The 12,861-nt window shown below is 59.3% G+C and carries 12 protein-coding genes; 5 read left to right on the top strand and 7 right to left on the bottom strand.

From position 1 onward, the window contains the following. Positions 1 to 80 precede the first annotated feature (80 nt). A complete protein-coding gene (rarD, locus tag JOE32_RS05280) occupies positions 81 to 962 on the top strand; it encodes an EamA family transporter RarD (RefSeq protein ID WP_209982037.1) in 882 nt (293 codons plus the stop codon). 49 nt (positions 963 to 1,011) lie between these two features. Here rarD and hppD read toward each other — a convergent pair whose 3' ends face one another. Next, positions 1,012 to 2,088, bottom strand: coding sequence for a 4-hydroxyphenylpyruvate dioxygenase (gene hppD / locus JOE32_RS05285; RefSeq protein ID WP_209982039.1), 1,077 nt, complete (start codon positions 2,086 to 2,088; stop codon positions 1,012 to 1,014). A gap of 401 nt (positions 2,089 to 2,489) precedes the next feature. On the opposite strand from hppD, the gene JOE32_RS05290 reads away from it, so the two are divergent. Then, positions 2,490 to 4,031, top strand: coding sequence for an EAL domain-containing protein (locus JOE32_RS05290; protein WP_209982041.1), 1,542 nt, complete (start codon positions 2,490 to 2,492; stop codon positions 4,029 to 4,031). A gap of 196 nt (positions 4,032 to 4,227) precedes the next feature. Further along, positions 4,228 to 4,593, top strand: coding sequence for a histone-like nucleoid-structuring protein, MvaT/MvaU family (locus tag JOE32_RS05295; protein WP_209982044.1), 366 nt, complete (start codon positions 4,228 to 4,230; stop codon positions 4,591 to 4,593). A 111-nt stretch (positions 4,594 to 4,704) separates the two neighbouring features. On the opposite strand, the gene JOE32_RS05300 is transcribed toward JOE32_RS05295, so the two are convergent. Further along, positions 4,705 to 5,241: a DUF4946 domain-containing protein gene (locus JOE32_RS05300; protein ID WP_209990354.1), complete on the bottom strand. Its 537-nt coding sequence runs from the start codon at positions 5,239 to 5,241 to the stop codon at positions 4,705 to 4,707. 176 nt (positions 5,242 to 5,417) lie between these two features. Between JOE32_RS05300 and gloA the strand changes: the two genes are divergently transcribed. Further along, positions 5,418 to 5,939 carry a lactoylglutathione lyase gene (gene gloA / locus JOE32_RS05305; protein WP_209982046.1) on the top strand — a complete coding sequence of 174 codons (522 nt, stop codon included), beginning with the start codon at positions 5,418 to 5,420 and terminating at the stop codon, positions 5,937 to 5,939. A gap of 50 nt (positions 5,940 to 5,989) precedes the next feature. On the opposite strand, the gene ahpF is transcribed toward gloA, so the two are convergent. The 3 genes from ahpF to JOE32_RS05320 all read right to left on the bottom strand — a co-directional run bounded on the left by ahpF (position 5,990) and on the right by JOE32_RS05320 (position 9,308). Next, on the bottom strand, positions 5,990 to 7,555 hold the full coding sequence (gene ahpF / locus JOE32_RS05310) for an alkyl hydroperoxide reductase subunit F (RefSeq protein ID WP_209982048.1): 1,566 nt from the start codon (positions 7,553 to 7,555) through the stop codon (positions 5,990 to 5,992). A 123-nt stretch (positions 7,556 to 7,678) separates the two neighbouring features. Next, on the bottom strand, positions 7,679 to 8,242 hold the full coding sequence (gene ahpC / locus JOE32_RS05315) for an alkyl hydroperoxide reductase subunit C (protein ID WP_003191303.1): 564 nt from the start codon (positions 8,240 to 8,242) through the stop codon (positions 7,679 to 7,681). A gap of 133 nt (positions 8,243 to 8,375) precedes the next feature. Next, positions 8,376 to 9,308 (bottom strand): site-specific integrase, encoded by a 933-nt coding sequence (locus JOE32_RS05320; RefSeq protein WP_209982051.1) that lies wholly within the window; start codon positions 9,306 to 9,308, stop codon positions 8,376 to 8,378. Positions 9,309 to 9,478: 170 nt separating this feature from the next. Here JOE32_RS05320 and JOE32_RS05325 point away from each other — a divergent pair, with 170 nt between their 5' ends. After that, positions 9,479 to 10,486, top strand: coding sequence for a DNA-binding protein (locus tag JOE32_RS05325; RefSeq protein WP_209982053.1), 1,008 nt, complete (start codon positions 9,479 to 9,481; stop codon positions 10,484 to 10,486). Here the strand turns inward: JOE32_RS05325 and gorA are convergent, their stop codons facing one another. Further along, positions 10,487 to 11,845, bottom strand: coding sequence for a glutathione-disulfide reductase (gene gorA, locus JOE32_RS05330; protein WP_209982055.1), 1,359 nt, complete (start codon positions 11,843 to 11,845; stop codon positions 10,487 to 10,489). Positions 11,846 to 11,952: 107 nt separating this feature from the next. After that, complete coding sequence (gene galU / locus JOE32_RS05335) at positions 11,953 to 12,792, bottom strand: UTP--glucose-1-phosphate uridylyltransferase GalU (protein WP_003230743.1); 840 nt, start codon at positions 12,790 to 12,792, stop codon at positions 11,953 to 11,955. Positions 12,793 to 12,861: the final 69 nt, after the last annotated feature.

Here is a 12,861-nt window from a genome sequence, read left to right on the forward strand (position 1 = left end):
CAAAATAGCGCGACGCTGCTTCGCTAAAACCACCATAATCTACGCTTGAAATTGGATTGAACGGTTTGCGCGAGGGCAGCGTGTCTAAAGGTGTTGTGTTATCCGTATCGGCTTCGGTGTTGTTTGCCGTCATGTACTACTTCACGTCGTTGCTGACGCCGTTGAGCGGCCTGGAAATTTTTGGCTGGCGCATGCTGCTGACCATGCCCTGCATGACTGTGTTCATGATCGTCACCGGCGAGTGGCGGCGTGCATGGGCGTTGTTGCGCAGGATCGCGGCCCAGCCACAGTTGATTGTCGGGGCGATGCTGTCCTCGACGTTTCTTGGTGTGCAGTTGTGGCTGTTCATGTGGGCGCCGCTCAACGGACGCAGCCTGGACGTGTCGGTGGGCTATTTCCTGCTGCCGCTGACCATGGTGCTCACCGGGCGCCTGGTGTGGGGCGAGCAGTTGTCTTATCTGCAGAAAATTGCGGTGTTCTTCGCCGGGCTCGGGGTGCTCAACGAGGTGTTCCAGGCCGGAGGCTTCTCCTGGGCGACGCTGGTGGTGATCATCGGCTACCCGCTGTATTTCATCATCCGCAAATACCTCAAGACCGACCACCTGGGCGGGCTATGGCTGGACATGGCGCTGATGCTGCCGGTCGCCTGGTGGTTCGTGCAGAGCGGTGAACAGGGGTTTGCGGTGATGGATACGCACCCGAAACTCTACGCGTTGATCCCCATACTCGGGCTGATCAGTGCCTCGGCGCTGGTGAGCTATATCATTGCCAGTCGACTGCTGGCGTTCAGCCTGTTCGGGCTGCTCAGTTACGTTGAACCCGTGTTGTTGCTGGTGGTGGCACTGCTGCTCGGTGAGGGCATCAAACCGGGCGAATGGCTGACCTACATTCCGATCTGGATCGCGGTGATGGTGCTGGTGTTCGAAGGCTTCAAGCACCTGGTGCGCCAGCGTCGGGCGTGAATGGCAGGCAATAAAAAGCCCGGCCGACGCCGGGCTTTTTATTTATGCGTCAGTCGGTGCTCAACACACCGCGACGCACCTGGTCGCGCTCGATCGACTCGAACAGCGCCTTGAAGTTGCCCTCGCCAAACCCATCGTCGCCCTTGCGCTGGATGAATTCGAAGAACACCGGCCCCATCAGGGTTTCCGAGAAAATCTGCAACAGCAGGCGCTTGTCGCCTTCGATCGACGAACCGTCCAGCAGGATGCCGCGCGCTTGCAACTGGTCGACCGGCTCGCCGTGGTTGGGCAGGCGGCCTTCGAGCATTTCATAGTAGGTGTCCGGCGGCGCAGTCATGAAGCGCATGCCGATCCGCTTCAAGGCGTCCCAGGTCTGGATCAGGTCGTCGGTGAGGAACGCCACGTGCTGGATGCCCTCGCCATTGAACTGCATCAGGAATTCTTCGATCTGCCCCGCGCCCTTGGACGACTCTTCGTTGAGCGGGATACGGATCATGCCGTCCGGCGCACTCATGGCCTTGGACGTCAGGCCGGTGTACTCGCCCTTGATATCGAAGTAGCGCGCCTCACGGAAGTTGAACAGCTTCTCGTAGAAGTTCGCCCAGTAGGCCATGCGGCCGCGGTACACGTTGTGGGTCAGGTGGTCGATGACCTTGAGACCAGCGCCGACAGGATTGCGCTCCACGCCGTCGAGGTAGACGAAGTCGATGTCATAGATCGAACTGCCTTCGCCGAAGCGATCGATCAGGTACAACGGCGCGCCGCCGATACCTTTGATGGCCGGCAGGTTGAGTTCCATCGGACCGGTCTGGATATGAATCGGCTGGGCACCCAGTTCCAGCGCGCGGGTGTAGGCCTTTTGCGAGTCCTTGACGCGAAACGCCATGCCGCACACCGACGGACCGTGTTCGGCCGCGAAATACGAGGCCAGGCTGTCGGGTTCGTTGTTGAGGATCAGGTTGATCTCGCCCTGGCGGAACAGGTGCACGTTCTTGGAGCGGTGGGTGGCTACCTGGGTGAAGCCCATGATCTCGAAGATCGGCTCCAGGATGCCTGGGGTCGGTGATGCGAATTCGATAAATTCAAAGCCCATCAGGCCCATCGGGTTTTCGTAGTGGTCTGCCATGGTCGGCGCCTCATCATGCGGGTGGTTGGCAATTGTTCAGTGGCGAGCAGGGATGAGGGTTGAGGGCGGCGCGCAGGAGAGGCCTCGCACGCTGCGGGCGAGGAAGTCACCGAAGATGAGGGGGGAGCCGAGTAGCTTCATGGTGTCATCAGTCTCTGACGGCAGAGGCTTGCGTGAGCGCAAGTCCATATTCTTGTATGCGTAAATCGATTCTACACAGCGTAACCTTGTTTGTCCGCAGTCTTATCAGATCGCCAATGCCCTGCCCCGTGCAAGCGGTTTGTAACGGCAGTCGATACAATGTTGGCCTGCTGCGCGGCAAGCATATTTCAGCCCAGGCATCTATCATCGCTATATTGCCGCCGGCCTCCTGGCGCCCCCACTCGCCTGACAGGCCGCTTATGCCCTTATCCGTCAAAGGCCCGCGCAAGCCCCTCGCCCGCCATTCCATCAGCGTTTTCTGTGCGCTGGTGCCCATTGTGCTGGGTGTGTTCATCCTGCACTGGCAAGCCGAGCGCACCCTGAAGCACAACACGGTGCAAGCCGCCCAGGAAGCGGTGCGCCAATTCGAACTGATGCTCGACCAAACCGCACTCGCCACCCAGGCGCTGCTGCCGTTGGCTGGCAAACCCTGCGACCAGGCGGTGCAATTGGCGCTGCGCGAGCAGGTCACGCGGAGGCCGTTTGTGCGCGCAACGACCTTGTCCTGGCAGGAAAACATCTACTGCACGTCACTGTTCGGCAGCGATCACGTGTCACGCATCAACCCGGCCGACTACGTGGATGGGCGACTGTGGCTGATGAAAGGCAACCCGGTGACGCCGGACACAGCATTGCTGGTGTACCGGCTGGTCGATGGTGACCGGGCCGCCTTCGCCTCAATCGATGGCTACCACCTGACCAATACCCTGCGCCTGCTCAGCCGCCATGCACAAATGGTGCTGCGCGTGGGCCACAATTGGCTGGGGGACGACGGCAAAGCCCACGCCACTGCGGTTCCGACGTTTGCCGTGGCCCATCACCATCTTGCTTCCGAACGCTATCGATTGAGCGTCGACGCCGGCCTGCCGGCGGGTGAAGTCTGGCGCTACATGCAGGCGCGCTACCCGGCCATGTTCAGCCTGGTGCTGTTTTTTGGCCTGTTGGCGGGCCTGCTCGCACACGGCCTGCAAAAACGCGTATCGCGGCCCACCCATGAACTGCGGCGCGCCTTGGGCGCCAATGAGTTTCTCGCGTATTTCCAGCCAGTGGTGCGCGGCGACACCCGCGAATGGGCAGGCTGCGAAGTGCTGATGCGCTGGCAGCACCCCAAGGAAGGCCTGGTAAGGCCCGACCTGTTTATTCCATTGGCCGAGGATTGCGGCCTGATCGTACCGATGACCCGCGCCCTGCTGCGCCAGACCGCCGAACAACTGGCACCGCACGCCGCGCTTCTCACTCCCGGCTTTCACATCGCGGTGAACATCACGGCCCGGCATTGCCGCAATCTGGAGCTGGTGGAGGATTGCCGGGCATTTCTTGCCGCCTTCCCACCCGGTCACGTGACGCTGGTGCTGGAGCTCACCGAGCGCGAGTTGATCGAGCCTACCGATGTGACCCGTCGATTATTCAATGCGCTGCATGAACTGGGGGTGATGATCGCCATAGACGACTTCGGCACCGGGCATTCCAGCCTGGGCTACTTGCGCAACTTCCACGTTGACTACTTGAAAATCGATCAGAGTTTTGTCGCCATGATCGGCGTCGACGCGCTCTCCCGCCACATTCTCGACAGCATCATCGAACTGTCTGCAAAGCTCGACCTGGCTATCGTTGCCGAAGGCGTGGAAACTGCCGAACAGTGCGAATACCTCGCCGCCCACGGTGTGGATTTCCTGCAGGGTTATCTGTTCGGGCGGCCTTTGCCCGGCGCTGAATTCATTAAATCCCTGGTTCGCCATTGAATAGTCAGTGACGGGCGATGTGAAATAATGCAGTTAAGACAAAAGACTTGATTTACTCAAGACAGATTAACTACTACAATTTTTCGTGCCTGTGCAGCACCCGCAGACGCCATCTTACTTGAGTCGCCTTACCGCTTTTGGCTTATTGCTTTGTCTGCAGTTGATGTCAGCCACATACACTATTGGAGTAAAGATCTTGTCCAGACTCGCCGAATTTCGCGCAGCAGAAAAAGCCCTTCAAGAACAGCTCGCCCAGCTGGAATCCCTGAAGAACGACGCCGGCCTGAAGAAAGAAATCGAATTCGAAGAAAAACTCCAGGCGCTCATGAAGCACTACGGCAAAGGCCTGCGCGACATCATCTCCATCCTCGATCCAAACCCGGGCAAGGCCGGCACGGCAGGCGCCGCCGCCCCCAAACAGCGCCGTGCACGGGTGGTCAAGGTGTACCAAAACCCGCACACCGGCGAGCTGATCGAAACCAAGGGCGGCAACCATCGCGGCCTTAAAGCCTGGAAAGAACAGTATGGCGCTGCCACTGTTGACTCTTGGTTGCGCGGCTGATCGCAGCGCACTAACAAAGAGCCCCGCTTAAGCGGGGCTTTTTTATTCAAGGGTTCGAAAGCGAACTTAAATATTATTTTATTTTGTTCAAAATCGATAAGTACCCCACACTTAAAGTTTCAGCGTGCTGCGCACTGAATTGACTTCATCCTTGCTCGCTTCATAAGCCTGGGCCTGACCCGCAAATGAAAATACATAGGCCTTATCGGCATCGACAGCGCCGACCAATGTTTGTGACAGCACATGCCTGCCGTTCTCGGTAATCACGCAGGTAGATTCCAGTGCATCGAGACGGCTCAATGTGCTGGCGTGAATTTTGGTACACACACTTTGATAACCACCCTGGGCGAAATCCTTCTGGATGGATTTACGCATTTCCAGCAACACGCCTTGCAGATTGACCTTATGCCCCGCCTCAATCGGCGTAGCGGTCAGCTCCATGACCATCAGGGTCGCACCCTTTTCGTCGTTCTTGATTGCCCGTTGGCGCGACACGCTTGAAGCGGCCGAGGGCGCCTGGGCGTCAGGCGCCACGTCCTCTACCTGCCAGCCACTGGGCCAGTGAACTTCCGGGTCGGCCGCCCCTACCAACGGACTGGTCAACAATAAACACAGGACACTCAACAGCGGTTTAGGTAATTGGATCATTGCAAAGACGCCCAAGGTTCAGGCGTCAAAGTCTGAGCCCCCACCCGCGCGACTCGCAAGGCCTGCGTGACCTTTTCTTTTGGCGCTGCCGGCGGGCCTTGCGTATCATGACCGCGCAGCACGGACGCTTGCCGCAAGCCAAGGGACCGCTTTGCCCCATTTTTTCTGGAGGGCCCATGAGCCTGCACGAACTGAACACCTTGCCGGGCGTCACCGCCCAACCTGACACCGCCACCTCGAACTTCGTGTTCAACCACACCATGCTGCGGGTCAAGGACATCACTCGGTCGCTGGACTTCTATACGCGCGTGCTGGGGTTTTCCCTGGTGGAAAAACGCGATTTCGCGGAAGCCGAATTCAGCCTGTACTTCCTTGCCCTCGTCGATAAAACGCAGATTCCAGCGGACGCCGCCGCGCGTACCCAGTGGATGAAGTCGATTCCGGGCATCCTGGAATTGACCCATAACCACGGCACCGAAAACGACGCAGATTTCGCCTACCACGACGGCAACACTGACCCACGCGGTTTCGGTCATATCTGCATCTCGGTGCCGGATATCGTGGCCGCCTGCGAGCGTTTCGAAGCCCTGGGCTGCGATTTCCAGAAGCGCCTGACGGATGGCCGCATGAAAAGCATCGCCTTTATCAAGGACCCGGACGGGTACTGGGTCGAGATCATTCAGCCCGCGCCGCTGTAACGAAAAAACCCCATGATCGCTCATGGGGTTTTTCATTTTCAGGCTTGGTATCAAGCCGGAGCGGAGCTGCGGATCAAGTGATCGAAAGCACTCAGGGAGGCCTTGGCGCCCTCGCCTACCGCAATCACGATCTGCTTGTAAGGTACGGTCGTCACGTCACCGGCGGCAAACACGCCTGGCAGTGACGTTTCGCCACGGGCATCGACGATGATCTCGCCGCGTGGTGTCAGCTCCACGGTGCCTTTGAGCCAGTCGGTATTAGGCAGCAAGCCGATCTGCACAAAGATGCCTTCCAGGTCGAGGGTGTTGAACTCGCCGCTGTCGCGATCCTTGTACACGAGGCCGGTGACTTTCTGGCCGTCGCCTTTGACTTCACTGGTCAGCGCACTGGTGATCACGTCCACGTTCGGCAGGCTGTGCAACTTGCGTTGCAACACAGCGTCGGCGCGCAGTTTGCTGTCGAACTCGAGCAAAGTGACGTGGCTGACAATACCGGCCAGGTCGATGGCTGCTTCCACGCCAGAGTTACCGCCGCCGATCACCGCCACACGCTTGCCCTTGAACAGCGGGCCATCGCAGTGCGGGCAGAAGCACACGCCCTTGGCCTTGTATTGCTGCTCGCCCGGCACACCCATTTCACGCCAGCGGGCGCCAGTGGCCAGAATCAGCGTTTTGGACTTGAGGGTCGCACCGCTTTCGAAGCGAATTTCGTGCAGGTCACCGGCATTTTTTGCCGGGATCAGGCTGCTGGCGCGCTGCAGGTTCATGATGTCCACGTCGTACTGACGCACATGGGCTTCCAGGGCGCTGACCAGTTTCGGCCCTTCGGTTTCCTGCACCGAGATGAAGTTCTCGATGGACATGGTGTCCAGCACCTGGCCGCCAAAGCGCTCGGCTGCCACACCGGTACGAATGCCTTTGCGCGCAGCGTAGATGGCGGCCGAAGAACCCGCCGGGCCACCGCCGACGACCAGTACATCAAAGGCGTCCTTGGCACTGATTTTTTCGGCGGCTTTTTCGATGCCGCTGGTGTCGAGCTTGGCGAGGATCTCTTCCAGCCCCATGCGGCCCTGACCGAAGTTCACGCCGTTCAAGTAGACGCTGGGCACCGCCATGACCTGGCGCTCATCGACTTCCGCCTGGAACAGCGCGCCGTCGATGGCGACGTGGCGGATGTTCGGGTTGAGCACGGCCATCAGGTTCAGCGCCTGGACGACATCCGGGCAGTTCTGGCAAGACAGCGAGAAGTAAGTCTCGAAGCTGAACTCGCCTTTAAGGGCGCGAATCTGTTCAATCACTTCGACACTGGCTTTCGAGGGGTGGCCGCCGACTTGCAGCAGGGCCAGCACCAGCGAAGTAAATTCATGGCCCATGGGGATGCCGGCAAAACGCAGGCTGATATCGGCACCCGGGCGGTTGATGGAGAACGACGGCTTGCGCGCGTCATTGCCATCGGTGTTCAGAGTGATCAGCGTGGTGAGGCTGGTCACGTCCTGCAAAAGGGCAAGCATTTCCTGGGATTTCGCGCCGTCATCGAGGGAGGCGACGATCTCAATCGGCTGGGTGACCCGTTCCAGGTATGACTTCAACTGAGCTTTAAGAGTGGCGTCCAACATACGGGCGATTTCCTTTGATTTCGGGTATAAAAAAACGCCCGAGCGAATCTCGCCCGGGCGTTTTTGAGGGCGGTTGCAGCTTACTGAGTAGGTGCGGATACCCGCCCTGGGTGCTTCACAGACTTAGATCTTGCCAACCAGGTCCAGAGACGGAGCCAGAGTGGCCTCGCCTTCTTTCCACTTGGCTGGGCACACTTCGCCCGGGTGGGCAGCGACGTACTGGGCAGCCTTGATTTTGCGCAGCAGCTCGGAAGCGTCACGGCCAACACCACCGTCGTTCAGCTCGACGATCTTGATCTGGCCTTCCGGGTTGATCACGAACGTACCGCGGTCCGCCAGGCCTGCTTCCTCGATCAGCACGTCGAAGTTGCGGGAGATGGTCAGGGTCGGGTCGCCGATCATGGTGTACTGGATCTTGCCGATGGCTGGCGAGGTGTTGTGCCAGGCAGCGTGCGCGAAGTGGGTGTCGGTGGACACGCTGTAGATCTCGACGCCCAGTTTCTGGAATTCGGCGTAGTTGTCAGCCAGGTCTTCCAGTTCGGTTGGGCAAACGAAGGTGAAGTCGGCTGGGTAGAAGAACACAACGGACCACTTGCCTTTCAGGTCAGCGTCGGTCACATCTACGAAGCTGCCGTTTTTGAATGCGGTGGCTTTGAACGGTTTTACTTGGCTGTTGATGATAGGCATCGTTGACTCTCCGTCAGGGGTTATGAAGTTGATGGGGTGAATCCTAACCACTCTTTGCGTCGATGGCTCATTGGCAAACCTGATGCTGGTGATTGGTTTTCCCTATCAGGTCGCTGTATTAATAGAAGAAATCTCACAGCAGCGGTTGGCTGGCCAGGGTCATGCCGGTAAAGGGGGTTGCCTCAACATAGCGCATGGCCGATTTCATGTCGCGCCAGCCGACGTAACTCATCAACGACTTCAAGTCCCAGCCGCTGCGGTGAGCCCAGGTCGCAAAGCCCCGGCGCAATGAGTGGCTGGTGTATTGCTCGGCGGCGATCCCCGCACGCTCCAGCGCCTGGCGCAGCAATGGAATCACGCTGTTGGGATGCAAGCCCGCCTCGCCCAGGTTGCCCCAGCGGTCAATGCCGCGAAACACCGGGCCGCGCACCAGCGCCGAAGCGCTGAGCCATTCGCTGTAGGCCTGTACCGGGCACAGCCTCAAGAGTGCAGGCGTTTGGTAAGTCTTGCCGAGATTGTGCCGATCGCTTTTGCTGCGCGGCAGGTACAGGCTGATACCGGCGCCGGGCGTGGCCTGCACATGTTCGATCTGCAGGCGACACAGCTCATCACTGCGAAACCCGCGCCAGAACCCCAGCAGGATCAACGCAGTGTCGCGCCGGGCGCGCAGCAGTCGCGGCTGATCCTGTTGATCGCTCGCCTCCCGGGCCTCTGCCTGCAGAGAAGCCACCACCTGCTCCAAATGAATGAGTTGCAACGGCTCGGCCTGCTTCTCCTGAACCGGGTGCACGGCCCGAATGCCCTTGAGCACCTTGCGCACCACCGGCGTCCTGGTCGGATCGGGAAAACCCTGGCTGGTGTGCCACTGCGCCAACGCCGACAGGCGCAGCTTCAGCGTATTGACCGCCAGCACGCCTGCATGCGCCACCAGATAGCGCGCCACACTGTCGCTCGTAGCCGGCAGGAATCCGCCCCAATTCACTTCGAAATGCTCGATGGCCGCGCGATAGCTGCGGCGCGTGTTGTCGCGGGTGGCGGCGTTGAGATACCGCTCCAGATCGCTCATGGCAGGCCTATTCGTACTGATGGCAGGGGTTTTCGCGCTCACAACGCACATGACACGGGATAATACGCCAATATCCCATCTGTTAAATCATGAATTTAAAGACCCTTTTATTTATGATACGGTATGTAAATACATACTCTGTACCACAGTACGAAATCGACGGAGACCCCATGGCTCGTGGCGGCATTAATAAGGCAGTAGTGCAGACGGCGCGCACGGCGATCATCGCCCGCGGCGAAAACCCCAGCATCGACGCGGTACGCATCGAGATGGGCAATACCGGTTCGAAAACCACTATTCATCGGTATTTGAAGGAGCTGGACGAGAGCGAAACCCGGGCGACCATCACCCAGGCGCCCATCGACGACGAGCTGAGCGAGCTGGTGTCACGACTGGCCCAGCGCCTCAAGGAGAAAGCCCAGGAGCCAATTGACCTGGCCCAGGCGCGGTTCGAACAGGACAAAGCCGCCCTGCTCGGCCAACTCGAAGAACTCGAGCTTGCCCACGGCCAGCTCAAGCAGCAGTTCGATATCCAGGCCGCAGCGCTTGCCGAAGAAAGTGCTGCACTGCAGACCGCCAGCACCAGCCTGCAAACCGAGCAGACACGCAACGCCGGGCTCAGCCAGGCGTGCAGCGATTACGAGTTGAGGATTAACGATAAAGACGAACAGATCCGCTCGCTGGAAGAAAAACACCTGCACGCCCGCGATGCACTGGAGCACTACCGCAACGCCATCAAGGAACAGCGCGAGCAGGAGCAGCGTCGTCACGAGGGCCAGGTGCAGCAGGTGCAGGCCGAGCTGCGCCAGGCTCAGCAAAGCGCGATGGTGCGTCAGGACGAGATCACCCAGCTGCACCGTGACAACGAGCGCCTGCTGATCGAGCACCGCGTCACGGCCAGGGAGCTGAATGCACTGCAGGAACAGACCAGCGAAGACCAGGCCCGCCAACTCGCGCTGAGCGAACAGGTAAACCGGATTGAAAGCGAACGCGCCCTGCTGCAGGAGCGTCTGCGCGTGGCCATGTTGGACAGCCAGTCACGCCAGGACGCGTTGGCCGAGCATCAACAAAAGAACAAGACGCTGGAGCTGGACCTGATCAAGGCCCAGGCCAGCATCGAGGCGCTACGCCTGGCGGCCGTCGTTGCGACGACGCCAGAGGCAACGCCTGACGCCTGATCAGTCGGCTACAGGCGTGCGCATGGTGACGAACTCTTCAGCGGCCGTGGGGTGCACGCCGATGGTTTCGTCGAAATGCTGCTTGGTCGCGCCCGCCTTGAGCGCGATCGCCAGGCCCTGCACGATTTCGCCGGCATCGGGTCCGACCATGTGGCAACCCAGCACCTTGTCGGTGTCGGCGTCGACCACCAGTTTCATCAGGGTCTTTTCCTGGCAATCGGTAAGCGTGAGCTTCATCGGCCGGAAGCGGCTTTCAAACACCTTCACCCTGTGGCCCTGCTCTTTCGCATCTTCTTCGGTCAGGCCAACGGTGCCGATATTCGGCAAACTGAACACTGCCGTCGGAATCATCGCGTAATCCACCGGGCGATAGTGCTCGGGCTTGAACAGACGACGTGCCACCGCCATGCCTTCAGCCAGGGCCACCGGGGTCAGTTGCACACGACCGATCACATCGCCAATCGCCAGGATCGACGCTTCAGCGGTCTGGTACAGGTCATCCACTTCGACGAAGCCGCGCTTGTCCAGTTTGACGTCGGTATTTTCCAGGCCAAGGTTATCCAGCATCGGCCGGCGGCCCGTGGCGTAGAACACGCAATCGGCTTCCAGCACGCGACCATCCTTGAGCGTGGCCTTGAGGCTGCCATCGGCCTGCTTGTCGATACGCGCGATATCGGCATTGAACTGCAGGTCCATGCCGCGCTTGGTCAGCTCTTCTTTCAGGTGGGTTCGCACCGAACCGTCGAAGCCGCGCAGAAACAGATCGCCGCGATACAGCAGCGATGTATTGGCGCCAAGGCCGTGGAAGATCCCGGCAAACTCGACCGCGATGTAGCCACCGCCCACCACCAGTACGCGCTTGGGCAGCTCTTTGAGGAAGAAGGCTTCGTTGGAGCCAATTGCGTGTTCGCGCCCCGGAATCTCCGGAATCTGCGGCCAGCCACCGGTAGCGATCAGGATGTGTTTGGCGGTGAACCGCTCGCCATTGATTTCCACCTGATGAGAATCAACCAGTCGCGCATGCCCTTCGTGCAGGGTCACGCCACTGTCGACCAGCAGCTTGCGGTAGATGCCATTGAGGCGGTTGATCTCGCGATCCTTGTTGGCGATCAAGGTCGCCCAATCGAAGTTCGCTTCACCCAGGGACCAGCCAAAACCACTGGCCTGCTCGAAATCTTCGGCAAAATGTGCGCCGTACACCAACAGCTTTTTCGGCACGCAACCGACGTTGACGCAGGTACCGCCCAGGTAGCGGCTTTCGGCCACGGCCACTTTGGCACCAAAGCCTGCGGCAAAACGGGCCGCACGAACACCGCCGGAACCGGCGCCAATTACATACAGGTCAAAATCGTAGGCCATTTCATTCTCCTCGGCAGCACATCAGCATACCGACTTAGATGGGGCTGAAAAACGAAAAAGCCACCCGGGGGTGGCTTTCTCTTTAAACACAACGACACAGGCGTGAATCAGTAAGCTTTGCCCGTCTTGTAGAAGTGCTCGTAGCAGAAGTTGGTGGCTTCGATGTAGCCTTCGGCGCCGCCGCAGTCAAAACGCTGGCCCTTGAATTTGTAGGCAATCACGCAACCGTCTTTGGCTTGCTTGAGCAGGGCGTCGGTGATCTGGATTTCACCGCCCTTGCCTGGCTCGGTTTCTTCGATCAACTTGAAGATGTCCGGGGTCAGGATGTAACGACCGATGATCGCCAGGTTCGATGGCGCGTCTTCCGGCGCTGGCTTCTCGACCATGTCGCGGACGCGGATCAGGCCATCACCAATGTCGTCGCCGGCGATAACGCCGTACTTGTTGGTCTCGGCCGGGTTGACCTCCATCACAGCCACGATGGTGCAACGGTATTTCTGGTAAAGCTTGACCATCTGGGTCAGCACGCCGTCGCCTTCCAGGTTGACGCACAGGTCATCAGCCAGGACCACGGCGAACGGTTCGTCACCGATCAGTGGGCGGCCGGTGAGGATGGCGTGGCCAAGGCCTTTCATCTGGGTTTGACGGGTGTAGGAGAACGAGCACTCGTCGAGCAGCTTGCGAATACCGACCAGGTATTTTTCCTTGTCGGTGCCCTTGATCTGGTTTTCCAGCTCGTAGCTGATGTCGAAGTGATCTTCCAGCGCGCGCTTGCCGCGACCGGTGACGATGGAGATTTCATTCAGACCGGCATCCAGTGCCTCTTCGACGCCGTACTGGATCAGTGGCTTGTTTACCACCGGCAGCATCTCTTTGGGCATGGCCTTGGTCGCTGGCAAGAAGCGAGTGCCGTAACCGGCTGCTGGGAACAAGCATTTCTTGATCATATGAGTCCTTACAAAGGGCTGTGCGTACGGAATTCGGCGCAGTCTAATGACGCCGCAGTCACCTTACAA

The sequence above is a fragment of the Pseudomonas sp. PvP025 genome (genome assembly GCF_017832155.1).
GTDB lineage: Bacteria > Pseudomonadota > Gammaproteobacteria > Pseudomonadales > Pseudomonadaceae > Aquipseudomonas.

Bases quoted from the DNA above. Each gene is read 5' to 3' on its own strand.
- hppD (WP_209982039.1), bottom strand. From the start codon at position 2,088: ATGGCAGACCACTACGAAAACCCGATGGGCCTGATGGGCTTTGAATTT.
- JOE32_RS05290 (WP_209982041.1), top strand. From the start codon at position 2,490: ATGCCCTTATCCGTCAAAGGCCCGCGCAAGCCCCTCGCCCGCCATTCC.
- JOE32_RS05300 (WP_209990354.1), bottom strand. From the start codon at position 5,241: ATGATCCAATTACCTAAACCGCTGTTGAGTGTCCTGTGTTTATTGTTG.
- gloA (WP_209982046.1), top strand. From the start codon at position 5,418: ATGAGCCTGCACGAACTGAACACCTTGCCGGGCGTCACCGCCCAACCT.
- ahpF (WP_209982048.1), bottom strand. From the start codon at position 7,555: ATGTTGGACGCCACTCTTAAAGCTCAGTTGAAGTCATACCTGGAACGG.
- ahpC (WP_003191303.1), bottom strand. From the start codon at position 8,242: ATGCCTATCATCAACAGCCAAGTAAAACCGTTCAAAGCCACCGCATTC.
- JOE32_RS05320 (WP_209982051.1), bottom strand. From the start codon at position 9,308: ATGAGCGATCTGGAGCGGTATCTCAACGCCGCCACCCGCGACAACACG.
- JOE32_RS05325 (WP_209982053.1), top strand. From the start codon at position 9,479: ATGGCTCGTGGCGGCATTAATAAGGCAGTAGTGCAGACGGCGCGCACG.
- gorA (WP_209982055.1), bottom strand. From the start codon at position 11,845: ATGGCCTACGATTTTGACCTGTATGTAATTGGCGCCGGTTCCGGCGGT.
- galU (WP_003230743.1), bottom strand. From the start codon at position 12,792: ATGATCAAGAAATGCTTGTTCCCAGCAGCCGGTTACGGCACTCGCTTC.